This is a genomic window from Streptomyces sp. NPDC050534, assembly GCF_044457745.1.
Taxonomy (GTDB): domain Bacteria; phylum Actinomycetota; class Actinomycetes; order Streptomycetales; family Streptomycetaceae; genus Streptomyces.
Map to the genome: position 1 here is coordinate 40,194 of NZ_JBITHF010000017.1, position 16,919 is coordinate 57,112.

The window sequence follows — 16,919 nt, forward strand, 5'->3', positions numbered from 1 at the left end:
ATCCCATCCCGGGCGTCACCAGACCCGTACCGACGCTCCCCGCGCGAACGCCGGGCTCGTCGCGCCCGCCGGGGGTTCGGCGAGCGGCCGCGCGAGTTCCTCCACCGTGGGTCCCACCTTCGCCGCGATCGGGTCCAGCAGGTCCAGGTCGAAGCCGTAGACGCGAGCCGCGTTCCCGCCGATCATGGCCGCGACCTCGTCCCGCGGCACGCCCGCGTAGGCGATGCGCAGGCCCTCCCTGGAGTACGGGTAGGTCCCTTCGTCGTGCGGGTAGTCGCTGCCCCACATGATCTTGTCGATGCCGATGCGGTCCCGCAGGGGCACCTCGTGGGGGCGCATGAAGCTGGCGCCGACGAAGCAGTTCTCGTGCCACACCTCGGAGGGCGGCCTGCCCATGCGGCCGGCCAGGCCCGCGCCGAACTTGGACTCGGCGGTGCTCGCCTTCGTCGCGGCCTCGACCAGGCGGCCGTGGTAGTAGTCCAGCATGTCGAGCACCCCGGGGATCCAGCCCGAACCCTGCTCGGTCAGCACCAGCTTCAGCCCGGGGTGGCGGCGGAACGCGCCGCCGAACACCAGGTGCCACAGGGCGCGGTGGGAGAACCAGGTCGTCTCGACCATGAAGACGGCGCGGGCGGCCGGTTCGTCGCCCAGCGGCGGTGACGCCGAGCCCGCGTGGTGGTTCACGGGGACGCCCAGCTCCTCGCAGACCGCCCAAATGGGGTCGTACACCTGCGAGTAGAGCTCGGGCAGGCCCGAGCCCGGAGGTGTGCCGGGCAGCATCAGGCCGCCCTTGAGGCCGGATCCGGCGGCCCGGCGGATCTCTTCCACCGCCGCGTCCACGTCGTTCAGGAGGATCTGGAAGACGCCCGCCCGCCGGCCCGGCGCCGCCGCGCAGAAGTCCGCGAGCCAGCGGTTGTGCGCGCGCAGGCCGGCCCAGCGCCGCTCGGCCTCCCCGGCGGTCGGGGCGGGCGCCATCAGGGAGCCGGAGGGGAAGAACGGCGGGATCGTGTTCGGGAACACGACCTCCGCGACGATGCCGTCCTGCTCCAGCTCCGCCACGCGGCGTGCGGAGTTCCAGTTCTTGTCGGCCGTGTCGGCGAGCAGGTCCTCGTACGGATTGACGTACGTCGCCGCCCAGACGTCGAAGTCGTCGTGGTACCGCTTCTCCAGGTACGGCTTGTAGTCCAGCAGGTCGGCTCCGGCGTGGCAGTCGGCCGAGACGACCGTGTACCGCTCGCTCACTGCGTCACCCCCAGGGTCGGGAAGTCGTGGTCGGTCAGCCAGTGCCGGCCCACCTCGCGCGAGCGCGCCCAGGACGCCGCCACGGCCGCCTGGTCGTCCGGCTGGCCGAGGTCGGCCGGGGTGGGGCCGATGCGGCGGGCCAGCGGGGTCAGCCGCTCCGCGTCGAAGCCGAAGACCTCCGCGGCCGCGAGGCCCAGCATGCGGCGGGTCTCGGTCACCGGGATGTCGTGGAAGGTGCGGCGCAGCCACGCGCGCGTGTCGGGCCAGGTGCCCTCGGGGTGCGGGAAGTCGCTGCCCCAGAGGATGTTGTCGACGCCGATCTCGTAACGCTGGGCCAGTTCACGGCGCTTGGTGTTGGTCGCGCAGACGAAGACCTGGCGGTCCAGGTACTCGTGCGGCGGGCGCTTCAGCTCCTGGAACGGGGAGAGCTTCTTGCCGCCGTGCGCGCCCAGGTAGAGGCGGTCCATGAACCACAGGAGGTTCGGCAGCCACCAGCAACCCGACTCCGCCACCCCGAACTTCAGGCCCGGATGCCGCTCGAAGACACCGGACCACAGCAGGAACCAGAGCGGGCGGGCGGGCCACCAGGTGACCTCGGAGACGTAGATGCCGAGGTGGTCGCCGTACTCGTGGCGCGGAGCGGCACCCGAGTGCGTCACCACCGGCATCGCGCACTCGGCGGCCGCCGCCCACACCGGGTCGTAGCGGCGGTCGTGGTAGGGCTCCTTGTCGACCCACATGGACGGGATCATCAGGGCGCGGAGGCCGGACTCCCTGGCGCGGTGCACCTCGGCGACCACGCGGTCCGTGTCGGCCGTGATCGGCAGCAGGGCGACCCCGCAGTGCCGTTCGGGGTGCTCCGAGACGAAGTCCGCCAGCCAGCGGTTGTGCGCCTGCGCGCCGGCCATGCCCAGCTCCGGGTCCTGGTCGCCGGAGAGGCCGAGGCCCACGCCGAACGGCGCGGCCGTCCGGCTGTCCACCGCGTCCGCGTCGGGGAAGACCACCTCGGCCGCGACCCCGTCGCCGTCGAGCTCCTTGAGCCGCTGCGCGGCGTCCCAACCCCCGCGCAGCCCTTCCTCGTTGTCCTGGAACCACTTGGCCGCGAACGCCTCGTTGCGGATGCCGAGCCGGGTCATCTCCTCGCGGCGGCGGTCGCGTCCGGCGAGGAAGTCGTCGAAGTCCCGGTGGAAGCGTGTGTCCAGATAGGGCCGGTACTCCTCGGTGGGCAGCCCGGCGTGGCAGTCGGAGGAGATGATCAGGTACGGGTCCTGCGGGTCCTGGCCGGTCACGCGATCCCCCTGTCAGTCCAGGATGAAGCTCTCGAGGTACGACGGGTTGGTGCGGTCGAGCATCGAGCGGGCCCGGGCGCGGATCTGGGCGTCGCTGTGCTCGCTCGGCGGCAGCAGCCAGAAGCGGTCGGCGCGGATGCCGTCGACGACGAGGTCCGCGACCTCCTCCACGGGCGTGAAGCGCACCTCCTTGCCCGCGTCGCGCATCGCGCTCTCCCACTGGTCGAGGCTGCGGTACGGCGTCCTGCGCGGCCGCTCCTTCGCGTACCGCGCGGGCCGGTTGCGGTGCGACTCCCACAGGCCTGTGCGCAGCATGTGCGGTCCGGGGAAGAGCACCGACGCGCCCACGCGCGCTTGCTCGGCCCTGAGATGGGCGTAGAGGGACTCGGTCATCGTCACGACGGCCGCCTTGGTGACGGCGTAGACGGAGGCGGTGGGCAGCGGGGCGATGCCGCCGTCGCCGGAGGACGTGTTGACGACATGACCGGGTTGACCCGACTTGATCATCCGTGGAACGAACGCCTGGACACCGTGGAAGACACCCCACACGTTGACGGAGAACGCCCACTTCCAGTCGTTCGGCTCGTGCTCCCACATCCGGCCCTCGGCGCCCGAGCCGACCCCGGCGTTGTTGCACAGCACATGGACGGCGCCGTAGGTCTCGTACGCCGACTCGGCGAGGTCCAGGACCTGTTGGCGCTCCCCCACGTCCACCACGCGCGCGTACACGTCGGCGCCCTCGGCGCGCAGGCCGGAGGCGGCCTTGTCCAGCGCGTCCTGCTCGACGTCCGCGAGGACGACCTTCAGTCCCCCGGCCGCGAACCGCCGGGCCATCGCGAGCCCGATCCCGCTCGCGGCACCGGTGACGACGGCGACCTGTCCGGCGCGCACCTCCATCAGGAACTCCCCTCGGGCGGAGCGTCGTGGACCTGCCGCGGATCGTCGTAACGCTGGTGGACGTACGGCAACAGGGCCTCGGCGGCGACCCGTTCGACGACCTTGCCGCGCTGGTCGCTGGTCTTCTCGCCGATGGTGATGTCGACGAGCTTCAGTACCGGGAGGTCGGCCACCGGGTCGTACATGGACTCGCGGAGAACGACGTCCCCGGTGACGCGCTCCAGCCTGCGCACCTTCTCGTGGCGCAGGCAGTGCACCAGCACCGGGCCGGCGTCGAAGCCCGAACCGTCCACCGCAGGAAGGAACTTGAAGTAGAAGTCGGTCTTCCGGCTCGGCGGGGGCGGTGGCAGTTCGCCGTCCACCGCGCCGCGCACCTCGACGAACGAGATGCCGTGCCGGGCCATCCAGGCGTGCACGACGAGCCCGTCCCGCTCGACCGCCACCTCGCCCAGCTTCTTCGGCTCCCCGAAGACCTCGCGGCCGCCGGTGAGGGCCCGCTCGTGGGTCATCGGCATGACGAGCGGATACCAGCCGTCGACGCCGGCGTGACTGGCGGCGACCGCGAACGAGCCCGCCCCGAGGGGGTATCCGGTCAGTTCGACCTTGCTGATGTTCACCCGGACCAGTGGCCTGCCGGTGGGTTTCAGGGGTGGTGGCAGGACCGCGGCGAGTGCGTCCGGGTCGGTCTCCCACAGGGCCACGACCCCGGTGGACCAGATGTCGGGAAGCCGCGCGCTCGCGGTGCGCGCGGCGGCGATCTCCGCCTCGGTCCGTGCGCCGTACCGTACGCGTGCCATACGCCGTACCGCCCTTCCGTCGAGGGTCACACGCCGGGCGGGCAGCACGGTCGCACCGGGGACCGAAAAGGTCCATAGCCATGGGCACAGACATTCGCGCCATTCGCGGCACTCGAACGGACCGGCGTGGAAGGCCACCTGACGGTCAGGACTGTCAGTGGCGGCCCGTATCCTCAGGGACCATGCTCGAAGACCGTACGACCGCAGCGTCCTCCCCCACAGCGTGGCCGGCCGCGTATCCGCTGGGATACGCGGTCGTTGACGTGGAGACCACCGGGCTGGCCCGGGACGACCGGATCATCTCCGCGGCCGTCTACCGCCTGGACGCGCGCGGCGAGGTCGAGGACCAGTGGTACACGATGGTCAACCCCGAGCGGGACCCGGGCCCGGTGTGGATCCACGGTCTGACGAGCAAGATGCTCGAGGGCGCGCCCCTCTTCCAGGACATCGCCGAGGAGTTCGCGTCCCGGCTGCAGGACCGGGTGCTCGTCGCGCACAACGCGGTCTTCGACTGGCAGATGATCGCGCGCGAGTACGCGCGCGCGAAGCTCGAGGCGCCGGTGCGGCAGCGGCTGTGCACCATCGCCCTGTCCAAGGAGCTGGGCCTGCCACTGCCCAACCACAAGCTGGAGTCGCTGGCCGCCCACTTCGGCGTGGTGCAGCAGCGCGCGCACCACGCGCTGGACGACGCACGCGTGCTGGCCGAGGCGTTCCGGCCGAGCCTGCGGGCCGCGGCGGAGGGGGACGTACGGCTGCCGCTGCTGGAGTGCCGGCCGCTGACGGAGTGGACCGACCGGCCCGTGCCGCGCCAGTCCGGCGGCTACGGCGGCTACCGTCCGACCAGTTGGCGCCCCGCTCGCAAGAGGCCCGCGTGCCCCTACCCCAACCCGGGGCGCTACGAGGACGGCAAGCCGCTCAAGCAGGGCATGCGGATCGCCTTCTCCGGCGACACCTCCGTCGAGCGGGACCTGCTGGAGGACCGCGCGACCGAGGCGGGGCTGCACGTCGCGACGAGCCTGTCCCGGCTGACCAGTCTGCTCGTGACGAACGATCCGGACTCGGGCACCTCGAAGGTGGTCAAGGCCCGGCAGTTCGGGACGCCGGTGGTGGACGAGGCGGCGTTCGGCCAGTTGCTGAGGGACGTGGAGCCCTCGGACGGGTGAGCCGTGCGGACGGGTGATTGCCGCGCGACTCGCCCGCCGCCCTCTCGCCCGCGCGACGGCGAGGGCTCACCCTGTGGCGCATGGCGACCTGTGAAGTATGTGGCAATGACTACGGAATGTCCTTCGAGGTGCATGCTCAGGGAGCGGTGCACGTCTTCGACTGCTTCTCCTGTGCGATCCACCGCATGGCACCGCAGTGCGAGCACTGCCGGGTGCCGATCATCGGCCAGGGCGTGGAGGTCGAGGGTCACTGGTACTGCGGCGGGCACTGCGCCCGCGAGGAGGGCAAGGCGGGGATCGTCGACAAGGTGTGACCCCCCGCCCGCCCTGCGGCACCCCACGCGATGACACCCCACGACCGAGATGTACGGTCGTGGGGTGTACCGCTTCCTGTTGTCCCGGCAGTGGGTGATCCTCACCCTCGTCGCCCTCGTGCTGATCCCCACCATGATCAGGCTGGGCATCTGGCAGAAGCACCGCTACGAGATGCGGACCGCCCGCAACGACCTGGTCTCCTCGGCGCTGCACGCCAAGCCGGTACCCGTGGAGCGCGTCAGCTCGCCCGGACACGCGGTGACCACCGCCGAGAAGTACCGCACCGTCACCGCGACAGGCACCTTCGACACCGCCCACGAGGTCGTGGTGCGGCGCCGCACCAACTCCGACGGCGAGGTCGGCTTCCACGTCCTGACCCCGCTCGTCCTCACGGACGGCAAGGTGCTGCTGGTCAACCGCGGCTGGATCCCGGCGAACGGCGCGCAGACCGCCTTCCCGAAGATCCCCGCGCCGCCCGCCGGCAAGGTCACCATCGAGGGCCGTCTGAAGGCCGACGAGACGACCGCGGCGAGCGGCATCAAGGAGATCAAGGGACTGCCCGCCCGGCAGATCATGCTGATCAACAGCGAGGAGCAGGCGCGCCGTCTCGGCGCCACGGTCCTCGGCGGCTACGTCGAGCAGACGGCGCCGGATGCCAAGGGCGGCAGCCCCGAGCAGATCTCCGACCCCGGCAGCGAGGACGCCCCGCTGAACTACGCGTACATGATCCAGTGGTGGCTGTTCGCCGCCGCCGTGCCGGTGGGCTGGTGGGTCCTGGTGCGGCGTGAGCGCCGCGACCGCGAGGAGCAGGCCACCGGGGCGCAGTCCGAGGAGACGGAACCGGCCACCGTCTGACCCACGCGCCCCGCAGCTCCCGGCCGTCACTCCCGCGGCCCCCGGCCTGATTGCCCGGCGCCCGGGCCGGGAATCCGCAACTGCGTGCACCACCACCGCATCGAGGACTACGCCCTCATCGGCGACGAACAGACCGCCGCCCTGGTCGGCCGGGACGGCTCCGTGGACTGGCTGTGTCTGCCCCGGTTCGACTCCGCGGCCTGCTTCGCCCGGCTGCTCGGCGACGAGGACAACGGCCACTGGCGGATCGCTCCCCGGCACGCGCCGGGCCACTGCACCCGCCGCGCCTACCGCCCGGACACCCTGGTGCTGGACACGGAGTGGGAGACCGACAAGGGTGCGATCCGCGTCACCGACCTGATGCCCCAGCGCGACCGCTCGCCCGAGCTGGTGCGGATCGTGGAGGGCCTGCGCGGCCACGTCACCGTGCGCAGCACGGTGCGGATCCGCTTCGACTACGGCTCGATCGTCCCCTGGATGCGCAGGTCCGGCGACCACCGGGTGGCCGTCGCCGGCCCGGACTCGGTGTGGCTGCGCAGCGAACCGAAGGTCGAGACGTGGGGCAAGGACCGCGCCACGCACTCGGAGTTCACGGTGAAGGAGGGCGAGAAGGTCGCGTTCGTCCTGACCTGGCACCCCTCGCACGAGCCGCGCCCGCCGCTCGTCGACCCGTACGAGGCACTGCGCACCAGCGTCCACGACTGGCAGAGGTGGGCCCGGCGCTGCCGCTACGACGGCCCGTACCGCGACACCGTCGTCCGGTCCCTGATCACGCTCAAGGCCCTCACCTACCGGCCGACCGGCGGCATCGTCGCCGCGCCCACCACCTCCCTGCCCGAGGAGCCGGGCGGCGTCCGCAACTGGGACTACCGCTACTGCTGGCTGCGCGACTCCACCCTCACCCTGAACGTGGGGCTGTCGGCGGGCTACCGGGAGGAGGCCGAGGCCTGGCGGAACTGGCTGCTGCGCGCGGTGGCGGGCGACCCGGCCGACCTGCAGATCATGTACGGCCTCGGGGGCGAGCGGCGGCTGCCGGAGTCCGAGCTGCCGTGGCTGTCCGGCTTCGCCGGGTCGAGCCCGGTGCGCATCGGCAACGAGGCCGTCACACAGCTCCAGCTGGACGTGTACGGCGAGGTGATGGACTCCCTCTATCTGGCCCGGCGCGAGGGCCTGCCCACCAAGCCGCACATGTGGGACATCCAGGTGTCCCTGATGGAGTGGCTGCGGGAGCAGTGGCGGCAGCCCGACGAGGGGCTGTGGGAAGTGCGGGGCGGCCGGCGCCACTTCGTCCACTCCAAGGTCATGGTGTGGGTGGCCGCCGACCGCGCGGTCCGCACCATGGAGGAGAACCCGGAGCTGCCCGGCGATCTCGACGGCTGGCGCGCGCTGCGCGACGAAGTGCACCGCGAGGTGTGCGAGAAGGGCTTCGACCCGGAGCGCAACACCTTCACGCAGTACTACGGCTCGCGCGAACTCGACGCCGCGGTGCTGCTCATCCCCCGCGTCGGCTTCCTGCCGCCCGGCGACCCGCGCGTGCTCGGCACGATCGAGGCGGTCCGCGAGGAGCTGGGCCAGGGCGGCTTCCTGCGCCGCTACAGCACGGCCGGGAGGACCGTCGACGGGCTGCCCGGCGACGAGGGCACCTTCCTGGTGTGCTCGTTCTGGCTGGCGGACGCCCTGCACATGACGGGCCGCGGGAAGGAGGCCCGGGAGCTGTTCGAACGGCTGGTGGGCCTCACCAACGACGTGGGTCTGCTGTCCGAGGAGTACGACCCCGTGGCGAACCGGCAGCTCGGGAACTTCCCCCAGGCCTTCAGCCATGTCGGCCTGGTGAACACCGCCCTCGCCCTGTTCGGGGACGAGACGGCAGGATAGGGGCCATGGATCTTGGACTGAAGGACCGGGTGTACGTCGTCACCGGGGCCACGCGGGGCCTCGGCAACGCCGCCGCGCGCGAACTCGTCGCGGACGGCGCGAAGGTGGTCGTCACGGGGCGGGACGAGAAGGGGGTCGCCGACGCGGTGGCCGAGCTGGGGCCGAACGCGGCCGGGATCGCGGTCGACAACGCCGACCCGGACGCGCCGGCACGGCTCATCGAGGCCGCGCGGCAGCGGTTCGGCGGCTTCGACGGCATCCTCATCAGCGTCGGCGGTCCGCCGGCCGGGTTCCTCGCGGACAACACGGACGAGCAGTGGCGTACGGCGTTCGACTCGGTGTTCCTGGGCGCGGTCCGGCTCGCCCGGGCGGCGGCCGCGGAGCTCGAGGCCGGCGGTGTGATCGGGTTCGTGCTGTCCGGCTCGGTGCACGAGCCGATCCCGGCACTGACCATCTCCAACGGACTGCGGCCGGGCCTGGCCGGCTTCGCCAAGTCGATCGCGGACGAACTGGGGCCGCGCGGGATCCGGGTGGTGGGCCTGCTCCCGGCCCGGATCGACACGGACCGCGTGCGCGAGCTGGACGGGATGTCCGCCGACCCCGAGGCGACGCGCGCGGCCAACGAATCCCGCATTCCACTGCGCCGGTACGGGGCGCCGGAGGAGTTCGGGCGTACGGCGGCGTTCCTGCTGTCGCCGGCCGCCTCTTATCTGACGGGGATCATGGTGCCCGTCGACGGCGGGATGCGGCACGGATTCTGACGGCCGGCGCTCAACTCACCCTTTCCGCCCGGTGCTTGACGGCCTTCATCCGTACCTCCGCGGGGAAGGCCGCGAGGCCGGCCGAGTTACGGGCGTGCGTCAGCGATTCGGTGGCCAGGTCGTACAGGGCCGTTCCCGGGTCCACATGCGGTTCCAGTTCGAGCTGGAGACGCGCCTCGGGGGCGGTCCGGCCGCCGGTCAGCCGGGCGCGGGCGTGCGCGACGCCCTCCAACTGGCCCGCCTCGCCCGCCAGTACGTTCTCCAGGGCCCGGCCCCGCAGCAGCGCGCCCTCACCGTCGCCGGTGTCGACCAGGACCTCGGCGAGCCGGCGCCGGCGCAGGACCGCGGTCAGCCACCACAGGGCGATCAGGACCAGCACGGCCAGCGCGGCGATGACGGTCGGCCACCACCAGCCGGCGTCCCGCCAGTGGGTGCGTTCGGCATCGCTGAGCAGGACGTCGTGCCGGCCGTCGTGGATCCACCAGGAGGGCGGGCGCACCCCGAGCCCCACGGCCAGTACGGCGCCGCCCAGCACGAGCAGCACCAGCCCGGCGATGGCGATCAGCACACGGTTGACGGTCCTGAGCACCGCGCTCACCTCTTCCGTCCGGGACGCCGTACGTGCACCGTCAGCGCGGGTGGCCTGGCGAGCCCCATGCCCCTGACGGCCTCAGCGAGCGTGGCGTCCAGATCGGCCTGTACGTCGTCCAGTTCGCGGAAGTGCGAGAGGGCGAAGACGCCGGCGCGCCTGCGGCGCATCCGCACCCGTACGGACTGGACCCCGGCGACCTCCATGGCGCGGTCGCGCAGCACCAGGGCGGCCGCGTCGCGGTGCAGTCCGGCGCGGACGTCGGCCTGCGGGCGCCGCATCGGCAGCACGCCGCGCAGGCCCGGCGTGACGGCGAGCGCGATCAGCCAGAGGCCGAGGGCCGCGGCGACGCCGGCGCCGACGAGCACCCAGATGTCGTCGAGGGGGCGCTCGGCGAGCTGCCGGGCGAGCTCGCGGCGCCAGCGCATCGCCGGCCGGTTGGCGCGGACGGCGGCGATGTCGTAGAGGAAGACGCCCGCGACGGCGAGTACCAGGACCGCGACGATGGCCGCGGGGACGCGGCGCGCGGACCAGAAGCGGCCCTCGCGGGCGCCCTCGTCGGCCGCCGCGGGTGGTGCGCCCTGGTCGAGGTCGTCGCCGAACGCCTTCTCGATGACCGGCAGTCGCTGTGTGGTGCCCTCGGAGCCCTGGGGCTCGCTCATCGGGTCCTCCCCTGTGCCGCGCCGTGTGCCGGGGTCAGATGCAGCCGCTCCACGTGGACTGCGACCTCCGGCACCTCCATGCCCACCAACGCGCGTACCCGCAAAGCGACATGTCGACGCACCTCCGCGCAGCGGGTGCCGATGTCGCAGGGATAGTCGAGCTCGATGTGGACGCGGACGTGCGCGGACGACGCATGGTGCACCACGACCGTGGCACGCGGGCGTGCCGTGGCCGCGGACTGGTCGGCGAGCTTCTCGCGGGCCGCCTGGGACGCGATCTTCGAGACCACCCGGTCGGCGATCCGGGTGGCCCCGCGTTCGCCCGGCGTGACGGCGGCCGGGGGTCTGCGCAGCTCGCCGACGCTCTCACTCACCGATGTCACCGCCGACGGCCGTCACGCGTACGGAAGAAGTCGCCGACCTCCAGGTCCCCCTCCACGAACCGGCCGACGACGAAACCGATGGCGCCCAGCGCGGCCACCAGCAGAAAGGCCCCGAAGCCGCCGAAGTATCCGGCGAATCCCAGTGCCATGCCGGCGATCATGCCGGCCACGGCCATGCTCATCGTGCGCTCCCCTCAGCGGTGCGGTTGTCAGGCGGCCGGCGCGTCACTGGATGCGGGGCTCCGGCTCCTCGTCCTCTTCGTCCGGCAGCTTGACATCGCTCACCGCGATGTTGACCTCGACGACCTCGAGGCCCGCCATGCGTTCCACCGCCGCGATGACGTTCTCGCGCACAGCGTGGGCGACGTCGGAGATGGAGACGCCGTAGTCGACGACGATCTCCAGGTCGAGCGCCGTCTGCACCTCGCCGACCTCGGCCTTGACGCCTCGCGTCACGGACTTCGAGCCGCCGGGGACCCGGTCGCGCACGGCCCCGAAGGTGCGGCTGAGGCCGCTGCCCAGGGCGTGCACGCCGACCACGTCCCGTGCGGCCAGCCCCGCGATCTTCTCCACGACGCCGTCGGCGATCGTCGTCCGTCCCCGGGTGGCCGGGTCCCCGCCGCCGCGCCGCGTAGTCTTGCGCGCCGTCGCCGGGTTGTCCGGCATCTCCTTGTCTCCTCCGGGGGTCCTCGTCCGGTTCTGCTCCGTCATGTCGGTCATCGCCGTACGTCCCTTCGGTTCGTCCTCCTCACACCACGGTAGGTGGGGTTGCGCTCCCGCGCGCCAGGGATGCGGCAGGCTGGAGCAATGACGGCGGAACGGTGGGCGCAGACGGTGCGGCATCAGTTGGGTCTGGGCAGGCTGCTGCCCCTGGGCGGCTCGCGTGACGGAGCGTGGATCTCGGAGGAGGCGGCCGAGGCGGCACTGCGCCGTGCGGCCGAACGGATGCCGGGGGTACGCCTGGACGTCCTCCGGATCTCCCTCGCCGACCCGGAGGACGTGCACGATCCGGCGGTGCCACCTCCGCCGAGCGCCCTGCCGCCCGGACCGCTGCGGGTGACGGCGGAGTTCGCGGCGACGGCCGCCGTGCCGCTGCCGGCGATTGCGGCCCTCGTGCGTACGACGCTGACGGCCGCGGCGCAGGACCGGCTCGGGCTTGCGGTGGCGGAGGTGGACCTGCAGGTCACGGCCCTCCTGGACGAGGAGCCGGAACCCGTCCCCGTACGGCAGCCCGACCCGCCGCGCGCCGCGGAGCCCGGGCCGGACGACGAGGGCCGCGCGGCGGCTGCCGCCCTGGCCGTCCCGGGAGTCACCCACCTCACGACCGGCCTGGGCCGTGCGGTCCACCTCGAGGAACGCACCGCGGAGAACGCCCTGCCGCACCGCCACGCGCGCGTGGAACTCGCGGTGGCCCCGGGCCACCGCGCCTCGGACGTGGCCCGCCAGGTCCGCACGGCGGTCCAGAACGCCCTGCCGGACCACCCGACGGTGGCGGTGCTGGTGACTGCCGTCGGCTGACGGTGGTGGTGGCTGCGGGCCGCCGTGGGGTTACTCGCCGAGGCCCGCCAGATCCCGCAGGCGGCGGGCCTGGGCCGTGCGCTCCGCGGTGCGCTGGTCGTCGTAGGAGCGGCCGTGCGCTCCGCGGATCAGGGCCTTCGTCTCGATGACGGCGTCGCGGGGCGCGGCCAGGATCGCGGACGCCAGATCGTGGACGGCGCCGTCGAGCTGGTCGGCCGGGACCGCGAGGTTGGCGAGGCCCGTACTGATGGCCTCCTCGGCCTGGACCAGGCGGCCGGTGATGCAGATCTCCAGGGCGCGGGCATAGCCGACCAGCCCGACGAGCGGATGCGTCCCCGTCAGGTCCGGCACCAGCCCGAGGCTGGTCTCGCGCATGGCGAACTGCACGTCGTCGGCGACGACGCGCAGGTCACAGGCGAGGGCAAGCTGGAAGCCCGCTCCGATGGCGTGCCCCTGCACGGCGGCGATGGACACGAGGTCGCTGCGCCGCCACCAGGTGAAGCCGTCCTGGAACTCGGCGATGCTCGCGTCGAGTTCACCGTCGCTGCTGCGCGCGAGGTCGATGAACGTCGGCTCGCCCTCGATTCCCTCGGGCGTGAACATCTGCCGGTCGAGGCCGGCCGAGAACGACTGGCCCTCGGCACGCAGCACCACGACACGGACCGACCCCGGCAGGACCCGCCCGGCCTCGGCGAGCGTCCGCCACATCGCGGGGCTCTGCGCATTGCGCTTGGCCGGATTGGTCAGCGTCACCGTGGCGATCGCGTCGTCGACGGTGAGCCGTACGCCGTCCTTGTCGAGTACGGGACCGAGGTCCTTGGCGGGCGTGGCCATGGGGCGCCTCCGATGAGTGCGGTCAGCAGAGCAGAGCTAAGTGACTGCACAGTAACCACCCGGCCGATCGTCCGACCGACCGGGTGGCCACCATCGGAGCCGAGGGGCCGCCCGGGGTCAGCCTGAGGCTTTCTTTCCCCGCGTCGCCCCGCCACGCCCACGAAGCGTGACGCCCGATTCGCTGAGCATCCGGTGCACGAAGCCATACGAGCGGCCGGTTTCCTCGGCCAGTGCCCGAATGCTCGCACCGGAGTCGTACTTCTTCTTCAGGTCTGCCGCGAGCTTGTCGCGCGCGGCGCCGGTTACCCGGCTGCCCTTCTTCAGAGTCTCGGCCACCCGTGCCTCCTCATGGGAAGTGCGCTCTGGTCTCCTCATGATCACCCCTCCGGGGCTTCATGGCCACCCATTCGGCAAGGTCCGTAAGACAGGGATTTGACGACAGGTGCGCATCCCCACAAGGGGAATGCGGAATTCCACCCGGCGGCGTTCGTACCGCCGAACGGGTTGTTCCGCGAAGTGCCAGGTCAGCGGCGTGTGACGGCCGAGCCCTTGCGGATAAAGGGCTCGGCCGCGAATTCGATGTAGGACACACCTCGGTACGAGGAGATCTCACACAGATGATGGATCACCGATGGGCCGAATGATCCATACGCTGTGGATCACGCTTTCGATCAAGCCAGGGCGACGAGATCCGCGTAGTCCGAGCCCCACAGGTCCTCGACGCCGTCCGGAAGCAGAATGATCCGCTCCGGCTGGAGCGCCTCGACGGCGCCCTCGTCGTGGGTGACGAGGACGACCGCGCCCTTGTAGGTGCGCAGCGCGCCGAGGATCTCCTCGCGGCTGGCGGGGTCGAGGTTGTTGGTCGGCTCGTCGAGGAGCAGGACGTTGGCGGAGGAGACCACCAGGGTCGCCAGCGCCAGGCGGGTCTTCTCGCCGCCGGAGAGGACCCCGGCCGGCTTGTCGACGTCGTCGCCGGAGAACAGGAACGAGCCGAGCACCTTGCGGACCTCGACGAGGTCCATGTCGGGGGCCGAGGAGCGCATGTTCTCCAGGACCGAGCGCTCCGGGTCCAGGGTCTCGTGCTCCTGGGCGTAGTACCCGAGCTTGAGGCCGTGGCCGGGGACGACGGCGCCGGTGTCCGGCTGTTCGGCGCCCGCGAGAAGCCTCAACAGGGTTGTCTTTCCCGCGCCGTTGAGGCCGAGGATGACGACGCGCGAGCCCTTGTCGATGGCCAGGTCGACGTCGGTGAAGATCTCCAGCGAGCCGTACGACTTCGACAGGCCCTCGGCCGTCAGTGGGGTCTTGCCGCAGGGCGCGGGATCAGGGAAGCGCAGCTTGGCGACCTTGTCGGAGACCCGCACCGCGTCGAGTCCGGCGAGCAGCCGGTCGGCACGCTTGGCCATGTTCTGCGCGGCGACCGTCTTGGTGGCCTTGGCGCGCATCTTGTCGGCCTGCGAGTGCAGCGCGGCGGCCTTCTTCTCGGCGTTCTGCCGCTCCCGCTTGCGGCGCTTCTCGTCGGCCTCGCGCTGCTGCTGGTAGAGCTTCCAGCCCATGTTGTAGATGTCGATCTGGGCGCGGTTGGCGTCCAGGTAGAACACCTTGTTCACGACCGTCTCGACCAGGTCGACGTCGTGGGAGATCACGATGAAGCCGCCACGGTAGGTCTTCAGGTAGTCCCGCAGCCAGATGATCGAGTCCGCGTCGAGGTGGTTGGTGGGCTCGTCGAGGAGCAGCGTGTCCGCGTCCGAGAAGAGGATGCGGGCCAGTTCGATACGGCGGCGCTGACCGCCGGAGAGGGTGTGCAGCGGCTGACCGAGCACCCGGTCGGGCAGGTTGAGCGCGGCGGCGATGGTGGCGGCCTCGGCCTCGGCGGCGTACCCGCCCTTGGTGAGGAACTCCGTCTCCTGGCGCTCGTACTGCCTGAGGGCCTTCTCGCGGGTGCTGCCCTGGCCGTTGGCGATGCGCTGCTCGTTCTCGCGCATCTTGCGCAGCAGTACGTCCAGGCCGCGCGCGGACAGGACGCGGTCGCGGGCGAGGACGTCGAGGTCCCCGGTGCGCGGGTCCTGGGGGAGGTAGCCGACCTCGCCGGATCGGGTGATGGTGCCGCCCGCCGGGATGCCCTCCCCGGCCAGGCACTTGGTGAGGGTGGTCTTGCCCGCGCCGTTGCGGCCGACCAGACCGATGCGGTCGCCCTTGGCGACACGGAAGGTGGCGGACTCGATGAGGACACGGGCGCCGGCGCGCAGCTCGATACCGGAGGCGGAGATCACGGACAGGCTCCAGGGCAGTCATGGTTGACGGGTGGGCGGCTGAGGACGTTCCCGCCGTCTAATGCGCGAGGAGAATGGCCATGGGCCAAGTCTAACGGGGCGATGCAACCAGTTTTCCTGGGTCCGCGTGTTCGGTCGCCCGGGCGTGACGAAGGGCACGCCCGGGCACGCGTGCGGTCCTTTCGGCTCAGCCGCCGGTGTGCACCTGGAAGGCGGCCCGGCGCACGGCCTTGGCCAGGGCGGGGTCGGGGTGCGCCGCGGCGAGCGCGACCAGGACCTGCACGGTGCGGGGATGCCCGACGGCGCGCACCTCGTCCAGGAGCGAGGGGACCGTCGGCTGCACGGCCGACTCCAGGTGCCGTACGAGCATCGGGGCCTCGCCGTGGTCGGCGACGGCGGCCGCGGTGTCGACCCACAGCCAGGTGGCCTCCTCGCGGGTGAGCACCTCGTGGGCGTCCTCGGGGTCCACGCCGTCGTGCTCGGCCAGCCACAGCAGCGCGTACGGCCGCAGCGTGGGCTCCTCGACCACGGCGCTGACGTCGGGCTCGGCGGGGGCGCCGACCACGCGCAGCGCCTCGAAGGCGAGGCCGCGCAGCAGGGCGTCGTCGCCGCGCGCGGCGTCGATGAGCTCGGTGACGGCGCTGCCCACGGGCCGGGCGGCGAGCCAGGCACGGTACTCGGCGCGGGCGGCGTTGGGTCGCAGCTGGGCGCAGCCGCGGAGCATGTCCTCGGCCGCCTGCTCGATGTTCCCGGCGGGGCTCTGCGCGGCGACGCAGATCTGCTCCAGCTTGACCCAGACCGCCCAGTTGCCGAGCGGGGTGAGCGTGGCGTGCCCGTCGCCGTAGGTGAGCGCGCCGACGGCGGCGAGGGCACGCAGCGCCCAGTCGAGGAGGGGTGCGAGCGGGGTGTCCGTGGGCTGCTGCTGCACGGGCTCCGGCTGCGGGCCGTAGGGGATCTCGCATCGTGCGGTGCGCAGTTCGGTGACCCGCTGCTCCAGGAGGTCGAGGAGCTGGTCGACCGGGACGGGCCCGGCGGACAGCTGGAGGAAGGAGAGCACCTGGGGCATGGCCGAGACGACCTCGGCGACGCCGGCCGGCTCGTGCTCCGCCGGCTCGGGGTGGGCGAGGGACCAGGCGTCGAAGAGGGCGACCCAGCCGCGCAGCACGGCGCTGTCGTCGCGGTTCCAGGCGCGCAGCCGCCAGCCGGGGCGGGCGCTGTCGCCGTGCACCTCGATGAGGCCGGCGAGGCGGGCGGTGTCCCAGTCCGCGCGGACCTGAGCCGAGCTCAGGCCCAGTTCCACGGCGGCGCGTTCGGCGGTCTCGTCGGAGAGGGTGGCCTTCCCGTCCGCCGTCGCGTCGTCGCCGCCCGGGCCGAGAGCCGCGTCGGCCCAGCGGGCGACGCGGGCCGCGGCGGCCAGACCGGAGCGCGCCATTCTGGCCAGCTCCGCGGGCGCCGGTGTGCCCTCCGGA

General features: G+C 72.3%; 19 protein-coding genes. 6 read left to right on the forward strand and 13 right to left on the reverse strand.

What is annotated here, in order from left to right; genetic code table 11:
• Window positions 1–15: 15 nt before the first annotated feature.
• The 4 genes from ACIBN2_RS40175 to ACIBN2_RS40190 are packed head-to-tail and all read right to left on the reverse strand — an operon-like array spanning window position 16 to window position 4,225.
• Window positions 16–1,242: an amidohydrolase family protein gene (locus ACIBN2_RS40175; protein WP_399142251.1), complete on the reverse strand. Its 1,227-nt coding sequence runs from the start codon at window positions 1,240–1,242 to the stop codon at window positions 16–18.
• Window positions 1,239–2,531, reverse strand: coding sequence for an amidohydrolase family protein (locus ACIBN2_RS40180; protein WP_399142253.1), 1,293 nt, complete (start codon window positions 2,529–2,531; stop codon window positions 1,239–1,241). The genes ACIBN2_RS40175 and ACIBN2_RS40180 overlap by 4 nt, the downstream gene beginning before the upstream one ends.
• Window positions 2,532–2,543: 12 nt before the next feature.
• Window positions 2,544–3,428, reverse strand: coding sequence for an SDR family NAD(P)-dependent oxidoreductase (locus ACIBN2_RS40185; protein WP_399142255.1), 885 nt, complete (start codon window positions 3,426–3,428; stop codon window positions 2,544–2,546).
• Window positions 3,428–4,225, reverse strand: coding sequence for an acetoacetate decarboxylase family protein (locus tag ACIBN2_RS40190; RefSeq protein WP_399142257.1), 798 nt, complete (start codon window positions 4,223–4,225; stop codon window positions 3,428–3,430). The genes ACIBN2_RS40185 and ACIBN2_RS40190 overlap by 1 nt, the downstream gene beginning before the upstream one ends.
• A 182-nt stretch (window positions 4,226–4,407) precedes the next feature.
• Between ACIBN2_RS40190 and ACIBN2_RS40195 the strand changes: the two genes are divergently transcribed.
• The 5 genes from ACIBN2_RS40195 to ACIBN2_RS40215 all read left to right on the forward strand — a co-directional run bounded on the left by ACIBN2_RS40195 (window position 4,408) and on the right by ACIBN2_RS40215 (window position 9,194).
• Window positions 4,408–5,388 (forward strand): DEDDh family exonuclease, encoded by a 981-nt coding sequence (locus ACIBN2_RS40195; RefSeq protein ID WP_399142259.1) that lies wholly within the window; start codon window positions 4,408–4,410, stop codon window positions 5,386–5,388.
• Between the two features lie 80 nt (window positions 5,389–5,468).
• Complete coding sequence (locus tag ACIBN2_RS40200; RefSeq protein WP_399142261.1) at window positions 5,469–5,702, forward strand: hypothetical protein; 234 nt, start codon at window positions 5,469–5,471, stop codon at window positions 5,700–5,702.
• A gap of 64 nt (window positions 5,703–5,766) precedes the next feature.
• On the forward strand, window positions 5,767–6,558 hold the full coding sequence (locus ACIBN2_RS40205) for an SURF1 family protein (protein WP_399142262.1): 792 nt from the start codon (window positions 5,767–5,769) through the stop codon (window positions 6,556–6,558).
• Window positions 6,559–6,642: 84 nt separating this feature from the next.
• Window positions 6,643–8,433: a glycoside hydrolase family 15 protein gene (locus tag ACIBN2_RS40210; protein ID WP_399142264.1), complete on the forward strand. Its 1,791-nt coding sequence runs from the start codon at window positions 6,643–6,645 to the stop codon at window positions 8,431–8,433.
• Window positions 8,434–8,438: 5 nt separating this feature from the next.
• Window positions 8,439–9,194, forward strand: coding sequence for an SDR family oxidoreductase (locus ACIBN2_RS40215; protein ID WP_399142266.1), 756 nt, complete (start codon window positions 8,439–8,441; stop codon window positions 9,192–9,194).
• A 10-nt stretch (window positions 9,195–9,204) separates the two neighbouring features.
• Here ACIBN2_RS40215 and amaP read toward each other — a convergent pair whose 3' ends face one another.
• The 5 genes from amaP to ACIBN2_RS40240 are packed head-to-tail and all read right to left on the reverse strand — an operon-like array spanning window position 9,205 to window position 11,548.
• A complete protein-coding gene (amaP, locus tag ACIBN2_RS40220) occupies window positions 9,205–9,792 on the reverse strand; it encodes an alkaline shock response membrane anchor protein AmaP (RefSeq protein WP_399142268.1) in 588 nt (195 codons plus the stop codon).
• Window positions 9,789–10,445 carry a DUF6286 domain-containing protein gene (locus ACIBN2_RS40225; protein ID WP_399142270.1) on the reverse strand — a complete coding sequence of 219 codons (657 nt, stop codon included), beginning with the start codon at window positions 10,443–10,445 and terminating at the stop codon, window positions 9,789–9,791. Before ACIBN2_RS40225 ends, amaP begins: the two co-directional genes overlap by 4 nt.
• Window positions 10,442–10,828, reverse strand: a complete 387-nt coding sequence (locus ACIBN2_RS40230) for an Asp23/Gls24 family envelope stress response protein (protein ID WP_399142272.1) — start codon at window positions 10,826–10,828, stop codon at window positions 10,442–10,444. Before ACIBN2_RS40230 ends, ACIBN2_RS40225 begins: the two co-directional genes overlap by 4 nt.
• Window positions 10,825–11,010 carry a hypothetical protein gene (locus tag ACIBN2_RS40235; RefSeq protein WP_399142274.1) on the reverse strand — a complete coding sequence of 62 codons (186 nt, stop codon included), beginning with the start codon at window positions 11,008–11,010 and terminating at the stop codon, window positions 10,825–10,827. Before ACIBN2_RS40235 ends, ACIBN2_RS40230 begins: the two co-directional genes overlap by 4 nt.
• Window positions 11,011–11,053: 43 nt before the next feature.
• Window positions 11,054–11,548, reverse strand: a complete 495-nt coding sequence (locus tag ACIBN2_RS40240; RefSeq protein ID WP_399142276.1) for an Asp23/Gls24 family envelope stress response protein — start codon at window positions 11,546–11,548, stop codon at window positions 11,054–11,056.
• Between the two features lie 87 nt (window positions 11,549–11,635).
• Between ACIBN2_RS40240 and ACIBN2_RS40245 the strand changes: the two genes are divergently transcribed.
• Complete coding sequence (locus ACIBN2_RS40245) at window positions 11,636–12,346, forward strand: nucleopolyhedrovirus P10 family protein (RefSeq protein ID WP_399142278.1); 711 nt, start codon at window positions 11,636–11,638, stop codon at window positions 12,344–12,346.
• A 30-nt stretch (window positions 12,347–12,376) separates the two neighbouring features.
• Here the strand turns inward: ACIBN2_RS40245 and ACIBN2_RS40250 are convergent, their stop codons facing one another.
• From ACIBN2_RS40250 to ACIBN2_RS40265, 4 genes are all read right to left on the reverse strand, one after another.
• Entirely contained in the window at window positions 12,377–13,180 is an 804-nt protein-coding gene (locus ACIBN2_RS40250) for an enoyl-CoA hydratase/isomerase family protein (RefSeq protein WP_399142280.1), read from the reverse strand.
• A 117-nt stretch (window positions 13,181–13,297) separates the two neighbouring features.
• Window positions 13,298–13,516 (reverse strand): helix-turn-helix domain-containing protein, encoded by a 219-nt coding sequence (locus ACIBN2_RS40255; RefSeq protein ID WP_384266437.1) that lies wholly within the window; start codon window positions 13,514–13,516, stop codon window positions 13,298–13,300.
• Between the two features lie 335 nt (window positions 13,517–13,851).
• Window positions 13,852–15,450, reverse strand: a complete 1,599-nt coding sequence (locus ACIBN2_RS40260) for an ABC-F family ATP-binding cassette domain-containing protein (protein WP_399142282.1) — start codon at window positions 15,448–15,450, stop codon at window positions 13,852–13,854.
• 187 nt (window positions 15,451–15,637) lie between these two features.
• Window positions 15,638–16,882: a hypothetical protein gene (locus tag ACIBN2_RS40265; protein WP_399142284.1), complete on the reverse strand. Its 1,245-nt coding sequence runs from the start codon at window positions 16,880–16,882 to the stop codon at window positions 15,638–15,640.
• Between the last annotated feature and the right edge of the window lie 37 nt (window positions 16,883–16,919).

Coding starts and splice junctions, on each gene's coding strand:
- ACIBN2_RS40200 (WP_399142261.1), top strand. CDS start 5,469: ATGGCGACCTGTGAAGTATGTGGCAATGACTACGGAATGTCCTTCGAG.
- ACIBN2_RS40185 (WP_399142255.1), bottom strand. CDS start 3,428: ATGGAGGTGCGCGCCGGACAGGTCGCCGTCGTCACCGGTGCCGCGAGC.
- ACIBN2_RS40235 (WP_399142274.1), bottom strand. CDS start 11,010: ATGAGCATGGCCGTGGCCGGCATGATCGCCGGCATGGCACTGGGATTC.
- ACIBN2_RS40195 (WP_399142259.1), top strand. CDS start 4,408: ATGCTCGAAGACCGTACGACCGCAGCGTCCTCCCCCACAGCGTGGCCG.
- ACIBN2_RS40225 (WP_399142270.1), bottom strand. CDS start 10,445: ATGAGCGAGCCCCAGGGCTCCGAGGGCACCACACAGCGACTGCCGGTC.
- ACIBN2_RS40190 (WP_399142257.1), bottom strand. CDS start 4,225: ATGGCACGCGTACGGTACGGCGCACGGACCGAGGCGGAGATCGCCGCC.
- ACIBN2_RS40245 (WP_399142278.1), top strand. CDS start 11,636: ATGACGGCGGAACGGTGGGCGCAGACGGTGCGGCATCAGTTGGGTCTG.
- ACIBN2_RS40215 (WP_399142266.1), top strand. CDS start 8,439: ATGGATCTTGGACTGAAGGACCGGGTGTACGTCGTCACCGGGGCCACG.
- ACIBN2_RS40265 (WP_399142284.1), bottom strand. CDS start 16,882: ATGGCGCGCTCCGGTCTGGCCGCCGCGGCCCGCGTCGCCCGCTGGGCC.
- ACIBN2_RS40240 (WP_399142276.1), bottom strand. CDS start 11,548: ATGACCGACATGACGGAGCAGAACCGGACGAGGACCCCCGGAGGAGAC.
- ACIBN2_RS40250 (WP_399142280.1), bottom strand. CDS start 13,180: ATGGCCACGCCCGCCAAGGACCTCGGTCCCGTACTCGACAAGGACGGC.